Below are 7,961 nucleotides of genomic sequence, written 5' to 3'. Positions count from 1 at the left end.
CGTCAGCGTCGTCGCCCTCTGCTGCGGCGCGTGGCTGCTCCGCGACGTCGCCGAGGACAACGCCCCACCGCAGCCGTCGGCGTCCCAGGCCGCCGCCAGTGACGAGAACGCCACCCGAGCCCGGCAGGCCGGACAGGACCGTCACGCCGTCCCGGCCCTTCCGCCCTCCCCGCCCGACCGCGTCCGCATCCCCTCGATCCGCGTCGACGCGCCCCTCAAGGGCCTCGGGCTCACCACCACGGGCAGCCTCGACGTGCCGCCCGCGGGCGCCAAGAACCTCGCCGGCTGGTACGAGGCCGGGACCACGCCCGGTGAGACGGGCACCGCGATCGTCGCCGGGCACGTCGACAACGCCGACGGCCCGGCCGTGTTCTACCGCCTGGGGGCGATCAGCAGAGGCGCGCGTATCGAGGTCGACCGCCGGGACGGGACCGTCGCCGTCTTCTCCGTCGACGCCGTCGAGGTGTACGACGCCCGCGCCTTCCCCGACAAGAAGGTGTACGGCGCGGCCGACCGCCCCGAGCTGCGCGTGATCACCTGCGGGGGCGGCTACTCGAAGCGGACCGGATACAAGGCCAACGTCGTCGTCTTCGCTCACCTCGTCGGCGTACGGTGATCGCACCTCATCGGCGCACGGTGATCGCACCTCGTCGGCGCACGGTGAACGCGCCTCATCGGCGTACGGCGAACGCGCCTCACCGGCGTCTCACCCGCGCACGGTGAGCGCCCGCTCACGCCACCCACTGCTGGTACGCCAGATTCGCCACCAGCGCGAACACCACCACCAGCAGCACGATCCGCACGAACCCGCTGCCCTTCTTCAGCGCCGTACGCGCCCCCACCATCCCCCCGGCCAGGTTGAACACGGCCATCAGCGCGGCCAGCTGCCAGTACACCGTGCCCTGCCAGGCGAACATGGCGAGGGCGCCCGCGTTGGTGCAGCAGTTGACGATCTTGGCGGTGGCGGAGGCGGTCACGAGGTCGAGGTGGAGGAGCGCGGTGAGCGCGAGCACCAGGAACGTGCCCGTGCCGGGGCCCAGGAGCCCGTCGTAGAAGCCGATACCGACGCCCGCGAGCCCGATCGCGGCGAGGACACGGCGCGCCGGGACGGGCCCCGTGGCCGGCGCCGTACCGAAGGCGGGGCGGAGGATCACGAAGGCCCCGACACCGAGCAGCACCACCATCACCACGGGCTTCAGCACGTCCGTGCTCATCCCGGCGGCCACGAACGCCCCGGCCATGGATCCCACGAGCGCGGCCAGCCCGATCCGTACGGCGACCCCGACGTCCACGGGGGCCTTGCGCGCGTACGTCACCGCCGCGCCCGTCGTACCGACGATGGCCACGGCCTTGTTGGTGCCGAGCGCGTACGGGCCGGCGAGCGAGGAGTTCGGCAGCGCGAGCATCAGGACCGGGAGGAGCAGGAGCCCGCCGCCGCCGACCACCGCGTCGATCCATCCGGCCGCGAGGGCGGCGAGGCACAGCAGGACGACCATGGTCAGCGATATCTCGGGCATGATCAGGACCCTATGGACGGGATACATGTGTCGTCCATGGAATTGAGCGTCTGTTGAGCTCCGCACACCTCCAGCGGCGGCCGGACCGGACGGCACGAGATCGAAAACCCGCCCAAAGGCGCTGACCAGTCCGTTCGTGGGCCCTCACAGGCCGCTCCGCCCCGCCGGAAACCCCTCACACCCGGCCAGGGCCCGCGCTGAGGGCAGCGTTCCCCGTGGGAAACAGACGTGATGCGGTCGGGTAACACCGGCACCGCACGCTGCTGGGCATGACCTCGAATACGCGTGTGGTGGTGATCGGCGCCGGCCTCGCGGGCGTACGACTCGCCCGGCGGCTCGGTGAGCTCGGTGTGCCCGCCGTCCTCGTGGGCGAGGAGACGCACGCACCGTACAACCGCGTGCTGCTCGCCGACGTCCTGGCCGGCCGGTACACGCCCGACGTGATCGCCCTCCCGGCACCCGGGGAGATCACGCGCGCCCGGGTGACCGGTATCGACCGCGCGGCCCGCGAGGTGCTCTGCGCGGACGGTTCCGCGATCGCATACGACACGCTCGTGCTCGCGACCGGCTCGAACCCCGTCCTCCCCGCTCTGCGCGGTCTGTTCGACCCCGAGCGGCGCGAACTGCCCGAGGGCGTCCACGCGTTCCGCACGATGGACGACTGCCTGGGGCTGTCGGAGGCCGTACGGCCGGGTGTGAAGGCCGTGGTCATCGGTGGCGGGCTCCTCGGTGTCTCCGCCGCCCGCGCGCTCGCCCAGCGCGACGCCCAGGTGGTGCTCGCCCAGCAGGCCGAGCGGCTGATGGAGCGGCAGCTCGACCCGTCCGCCTCGAAGCTGGTGCGGCGCCATCTGACGGACCTCGGCGTCGAGGTGCACACCGAGACGCGTGTGCGTGGCGTGCGCAGCATCGGCGGGATCGTACGGTCCGTGGTGATGGCCGACGGGTACGCGCTGGACGCCGACATCGTCGTCCTCGCCTGCGGGGTCCACCCGCGCGTCGGTCTCGCCGAGCAGGCCGGGCTCGCCGTGCGCAAGGGCGTCATCGTCGACGACGAGCTGCGCACCTCCGACCCGCACATCCGTGCCATCGGCGACTGCGCGCAGCACGACGGCCAGGTCTACGGCCTCGCCACCCCGGCCCTCGAACAGGCCGACGTGCTGGCCGAGCTGCTCGCGGAAGAGGCGGGGGCGGGCGGCGACGCGGCCGCCCGCTACACCGGCACCCGCGCGCTCACCCGGCTCACCCTGGCCGGACAGGACTTCTTCGACCTCGCCGCGTTCGGCGAGACCGACCCCCGCCCCGGTGACGACGTCATCCAGCTCGCCGACGCCACCCGGGGCACCTACCGCAAGGTCGTCGTCCGCGACGACCGCCTGGTCGGCGGGGTGCTCGTCGGCGAGCTCGGCACCGTCGGCGCGCTCGCCCGTGCCTGGGAGGGAGCAGAGCCGCTCCCCGAGAACGGCGCTCCTCTGCTCCACCTGCTTACCAACGATGGAGGCTCCTGATGACCGCCACCCTGGGGGCCACCCCCACGATCGTGCTCGTCGGCCACGGCATGGTCGGCCAGCGCTTCCTCGAAGCGCTCGCCGAGCGTGGCCTGACCGCCACGCACCGCGTGGTCGTGCTGTGCGAGGAGCCACGTCCGGCGTACGACCGAGTGGCGCTCACCTCGTACTTCTCGGGCAAGACGCCCGAGGACCTGTCGATGACCGACATGGAGTTCATCGAGACGCACGGGATCGAGCTGTTCGTCGGTGACCCGGCGGAGACCGTCGACCGCGAGGCCAGGAAGGTCACCGCGCGCTCCGGCCAGGTCTTCGAGTACGACGTCCTCGTCCTGGCCACCGGCTCGTACCCGTTCGTGCCGCCGGTCCCGAACAAGGACGCCGAGGGCTGTTTCGTCTACCGCACGATCGAGGACCTGCTCGCGATCGAGGAGTACGCGAAGACCAGGGCCACGACCGGTGCCGTGGTCGGCGGCGGTCTGCTCGGCCTGGAGGCCGCGGGCGCGCTGAAGGGGCTCGGACTCACCAGCCACATCGTGGAGTTCGCACCGCGGCTGATGCCGGTGCAGGTGGACGACGGCGGTGGCGCGGCCCTGCTGCGCACCATCGAGGACATGGGCCTGACCGTCCACACCGGCGTGGGCACGCAGGAGATCATCACCGACGAGTCCGGCGCCGTAACCGGCATGAAGCTGTCCGACGGCTCGGAACTCGCCACCGACATGGTGGTGTTCTCCGCCGGTGTCCGCCCCCGCGACCAGCTGGCCCGCGACTGCGGCCTGACGGTCGGCGAGCGCGGCGGCATCACGGTCGACGAGCAGTGCCGTACGGTCAACGACCCGCACGTCTTCGCGATCGGCGAGTGCGCGCTGGCCGCCGACGGCCGGGTGTACGGCCTGGTGGCGCCCGGTTACGAGCAGGCCGAGACGGCGGCCGCCACCATCGCGGCCGACGAGGCCGCGTTCACGGGCGCGGACCTGTCCACCAAGCTCAAGCTGCTCGGTGTCGACGTGGCGTCCTTCGGTGACGCGCACGGCGCGACGGCCGACTGCCTCGACGTCGTGTACGCCGACTCCCGCTCCGGCGTCTACAAGAAGCTGGTCATCGGCCGCGACGGCGAGCTGCTCGGCGGCATCCTGGTCGGCGACGCGGAGGCCTACGGCACCCTGCGCGCCCTCACCGGTTCCGTACCGCCCGTCTCCCCCGAGCAGCTGGTGCTCCCGGCGGGCTCCGGCGGCGGCGCCCAGCTCGGTCCGTCCGCGCTGCCGGACGAGGCGGTCATCTGCTCCTGCCACAACGTCACCAAGGGCACCATCCGCGGCGCGGTCACCGAGCACAAGTGCACCACCGTGCCCGAGGTCAAGAAGTGCACCAAGGCCGGTACCGGCTGCGGTTCCTGCGTCAAGGTCCTCGGCCAGCTGGTCAACGCCGAGCTGGAGGCCAGCGGCGTCGAGGTCGACAAGGGCCTTTGCGGCTGCTTCTCGCAGACCCGCGAGGAGTTGTACGAGATCGTCCTCGCCCTGCGCATCAACACCTACCAGCAGCTCCTGGACCGCTACGGCCGTGAGGGCGCCCGCGGCGGCGACGGCTGCGAGATCTGCAAGCCGGCGGTCGCCTCGATCATCGCCTCCCTCGCCCCGACGATCGGCGCGAGCGGCTATGTCCTGGAGGGCGAGCAGGCGACCCTGCAGGACAGCAACGACCACTTCCTCGCCAACCTCCAGAAGAACGGCTCGTACTCGGTCGTCCCGCGTATCCCCGGCGGTGAGGTCACCCCGGAGGGCCTGATCGTCATCGGCGAGATCGCCCGCGACTTCGGGCTCTACACGAAGATCACCGGCGGTCAGCGGATCGACATGTTCGGCGCACGCGTCGAGCAGCTCCCGCTGATCTGGGCGCGGCTGGTGGACGCGGGCTTCGAGTCCGGCCACGCGTACGGCAAGTCGCTGCGCACGGTGAAGTCCTGCGTGGGCCAGACCTGGTGCCGGTACGGCGTCCAGGACTCGGTGCGCATGGCGATCGACCTGGAGCTGCGCTACCGGGGCCTGAGGTCCCCGCACAAGCTGAAGTCGGCGGTCTCCGGCTGCCAGCGCGAGTGCGCGGAGGCCCAGTCGAAGGACTTCGGCGTCATCGCCACCGCCAACGGCTGGAACCTGTACGTCGGCGGCAACGGCGGCGCCACCCCGCGCCACGCGGACCTGCTGGCCCAGGACCTCTCGGACGCCGAGCTGATCCGTCTGATCGACCGGTTCCTGATGTTCTACATCCGCACCGCGGACCGGCTGGAGCGCACGTCGGTGTGGCTGGAGCGGATCCCCGGCGGCCTGGACCACGTCCGGGACGTGGTCGTGGAGGACTCCCTCGGCATCTGCGAGGAGCTGGAGTCGCTGATGGCGGACCACGTGGCGAACTACGCCGACGAGTGGGCCACGACCATCAACGACCCCGAGAAGCTGGCCCGGTTCGTCTCCTTCGTGAACGCTCCGGACACCCCCGACCCGGTCGTCGGCTTCGTCCCCGAGCGCGACCAGATCAAGCCCGACCTGCCGCTGCTGTCCATCGGCATGCGCCCCACCGAAAACACGGCAGAAGTCCTGGAAGGAAGCGCCCAGCGATGACCCTGGCACCCGAGAAGACCGATCTCAAGATCCAGCTGAAGCTGGACGGCGAGGACTGGTACACCGTCTGCGACCTGAAGGCGCTGCTGCCGGGCCGCGGTGTGGCGGCCCTGCTGCCCGACGGCCGCCAGGCCGCGCTGTTCATGGACCGCGCGGGCAAGCTGTACGCCATCGACAACCGCGACCCGTTCGGCGGCGCCGCGGTTCTCTCCCGCGGCCTCACCGGCACCCATCAGGGCCGTCCGTTCGTCGCCTCCCCGCTCCTGAAGCAGCGCTTCGACCTGGAGACGGGTCAGTGCCTGGACGACGAGGCGGTGCGGGTGGCCAGGTACGAGGTGCGGGCACACTGAGCGCGGTACGGCGCAGGTACTGACTGACGGTGGGCATGACGCCGACAGTGAGGGGCCGGCCCGGAACTCCAGAGCCGCGGAGTTCCGGGCCGGCTCATGTCCTCATCCGGTGGTCTCCAGCGGTCTGGAGGGCCGGTGCTCCCCCACGGCGGCGCCGCCGCCCTTGGCCGTCGGGGCGCACGGAAGGACGACCACCGCGTCGAGGCCGCCGAGCGGTGCGGGCCGCAGGACGGCCTCGCCGCCACTGGCGTGGGCGAGGCGCTGGACCAGGGCGAGCCCCAGACCCGTACCGCCCTTGGGGGCGTCGGGGGCGCGCCAGAAGCGGTCGAAGGCGCGGCGGCGCTGCTCCTCCGTCATTCCCGGGCCCTCGTCCATGACGTGCAGCTCGACCCGGACGGGGCCCGACGTCCGGTGGTGCGGGAAGTGGTGGGGAAAACGGCGTTCGGGGAGTGACGGACGGCGCAGTTCGATGAAGACCGTGGACCCCGGCGGCGACACGCGCAGCGCGTTGGAGAGCAGGTTGTCCAGGATCTGCTCCACCGCGCCGGGCACCGCCAGCACCTCCCCCGTGTAGTCGCCCGCCAGCGCGAGCCCCACGCCGTGCTGCTCGTACAGGGGGTTCCAGGCCCGGTGCCGTTCCACGCACACCCACTCCACGGCCACCCGCTCGCGTTCCGCGGCGCTCTCGTCGAGGCGGGCCATCGCGAGCAGCCCCTCGACCATCCTGGCCAGCCGGTCGGTCTCGGTCATCGCGGCCGTGAGGCTGCCCCGGGCGTGCAGGGCGATGTCGGACTCCAGGTTCTCCAGGCGCAGCCGCAGCGCCGCGAGCGGGGTCTTGAGCTGGTGGGAGGCCTCGCCGGCGAAGGCGCGCTGGGAGGCGAGGAGGTGTTCGAGGCGGGCGGCGGTGCGGTTGAAGGTGGCCGCGAGGCTGCGTACCTCCGGTGGCCCCTTGGTGATCGCCACGGGCCTCGCCGTACCGCCGTCCGCCAACTCGTGGGTGGCGACCTCCAGTTCGCGGATGGGCCGCCCGGTCCAGCGGGCGATCGCGAACCCGACGACGGCGACCGCGGCGAGCACCGCCAGCCCGCCGAGGACGAGCAGCAGCCAGACATGGTGGACGCGGTCCACCACCATCTGGCTCGGCACCGCGATCCGTACGGCGCCCTGCCGCTCCGTGCCGTGCGTGACCGGCATCGCGACCGCGATGTACTTGACCCCGTCGATGGTGGAGGTACGCACATCCACCATCGAGCTGGACTCGGCCCTCAGCGCGGCGTCGACACCGGGCCAGGAGGCCAGGTCGCGGGCCTTGGCGGCGGGCAACTGGTGCGACGCGGCCAGCAGCCCGCCCGACTGGTCCACGATCAGCACCTTGCCGCCGATGCGCTCGGCGCAGTGGGCCGCCCGGGCGGGCAGGTCCTGTGCCTCGCTGCCGGCGGTGATGGCCAGCGAGGCGTACGCGGACACCGACTCGGCCTCGTCCTTCGCCGCGTTGACCACACGTTCCAGCTCGCCCCGCGAGTACATGAAGCCCAGCGGGATCTCCAGGCAGAGCAGCACCAGGAAGGTGAGGCCGAGATAGCTGAGCAGCAGGCGCCTGGTCATCGGTACGCCGCCTGCTGCCCCGACGCCGGGTATGCGGTGGGCGGCCGCGAGTGCACCGCCAGCCGGAACCCCACGCCGCGCAGCGTCTGGATCCACGCCGAGTTCCCGAGCTTCCGCCGCAGCGTGGCCACGTGCACGTCCAGCGTCTTGGTCGGGCCCTCGTAGTGCGGGTCCCACACCCGGTCGAGGATCTGCTGCCGTGAGTACACCGCGCCCGGATCCTCCGTGAGCAGCGCCAGCAGCTCGAACTCCTTGGGCGTGAGCGCCACGGGCGACTCCCCCACCCACACCTGCCGCGTCCGCCGGTCCACGACCAGCGGCCCGGGGGCCTCCCCGCCGGAGGCTCCGGGGGGCGGCCCGGGGTCC

The 7,961-nt window shown here is 72.1% G+C and carries 7 protein-coding genes; 4 read left to right on the top strand and 3 right to left on the bottom strand.

Annotated elements, in window-relative coordinates:
- On the top strand, positions 1 to 616 hold a 616-nt coding region (locus tag FNH04_RS36690), incomplete at its 5' end, for a class F sortase (protein WP_152790166.1).
- 115 nt (positions 617 to 731) lie between these two features.
- Here the strand turns inward: FNH04_RS36690 and FNH04_RS36685 are convergent.
- Positions 732 to 1,517, bottom strand: coding sequence for a sulfite exporter TauE/SafE family protein (locus tag FNH04_RS36685; protein ID WP_152790165.1), 786 nt, complete (start codon positions 1,515 to 1,517; stop codon positions 732 to 734).
- A gap of 269 nt (positions 1,518 to 1,786) precedes the next feature.
- On the opposite strand from FNH04_RS36685, the gene FNH04_RS36680 reads away from it, so the two are divergent.
- From FNH04_RS36680 to nirD, 3 genes are read left to right on the top strand one after another with little or no spacing between them, the layout of a single operon-like run.
- Complete coding sequence (locus tag FNH04_RS36680; protein WP_152790164.1) at positions 1,787 to 3,022, top strand: NAD(P)/FAD-dependent oxidoreductase; 1,236 nt, start codon at positions 1,787 to 1,789, stop codon at positions 3,020 to 3,022.
- Positions 3,022 to 5,640, top strand: a complete 2,619-nt coding sequence (gene nirB / locus FNH04_RS36675; protein ID WP_152790163.1) for a nitrite reductase large subunit NirB — start codon at positions 3,022 to 3,024, stop codon at positions 5,638 to 5,640. Before FNH04_RS36680 ends, nirB begins: the two co-directional genes overlap by 1 nt.
- The gene (gene nirD / locus FNH04_RS36670; protein WP_152790162.1) at positions 5,637 to 5,990 is read left to right on the top strand and encodes a nitrite reductase small subunit NirD; all 354 of its coding nucleotides are present in this window, start codon (positions 5,637 to 5,639) and stop codon (positions 5,988 to 5,990) included. The genes nirB and nirD overlap by 4 nt, the downstream gene beginning before the upstream one ends.
- A 102-nt stretch (positions 5,991 to 6,092) precedes the next feature.
- Here nirD and FNH04_RS36665 read toward each other — a convergent pair whose 3' ends face one another.
- The gene (locus FNH04_RS36665) at positions 6,093 to 7,595 is read right to left on the bottom strand and encodes a sensor histidine kinase (protein WP_152790161.1); all 1,503 of its coding nucleotides are present in this window, start codon (positions 7,593 to 7,595) and stop codon (positions 6,093 to 6,095) included.
- The coding region (locus tag FNH04_RS36660) for a winged helix-turn-helix domain-containing protein (RefSeq protein WP_194236930.1) at positions 7,592 to 7,961 on the bottom strand (370 nt) is incomplete at its 5' end. The genes FNH04_RS36660 and FNH04_RS36665, both read right to left, overlap by 4 nt.

The sequence above is a fragment of the Streptomyces phyllanthi genome (genome assembly GCF_009377205.1).
Lineage (GTDB): Bacteria > Actinomycetota > Actinomycetes > Streptomycetales > Streptomycetaceae > Streptomyces > Streptomyces phyllanthi.
This window is presented reverse-complemented; position numbering and strand designations above follow the sequence as displayed.

Excerpts from the sequence above, each read along its gene's own strand:
- FNH04_RS36685 (WP_152790165.1), bottom strand. The coding sequence starts at position 1,517 with ATGCCCGAGATATCGCTGACCATGGTCGTCCTGCTGTGCCTCGCCGCC.
- FNH04_RS36680 (WP_152790164.1), top strand. The coding sequence starts at position 1,787 with ATGACCTCGAATACGCGTGTGGTGGTGATCGGCGCCGGCCTCGCGGGC.
- nirB (WP_152790163.1), top strand. The coding sequence starts at position 3,022 with ATGACCGCCACCCTGGGGGCCACCCCCACGATCGTGCTCGTCGGCCAC.
- nirD (WP_152790162.1), top strand. The coding sequence starts at position 5,637 with ATGACCCTGGCACCCGAGAAGACCGATCTCAAGATCCAGCTGAAGCTG.
- FNH04_RS36665 (WP_152790161.1), bottom strand. The coding sequence starts at position 7,595 with ATGACCAGGCGCCTGCTGCTCAGCTATCTCGGCCTCACCTTCCTGGTG.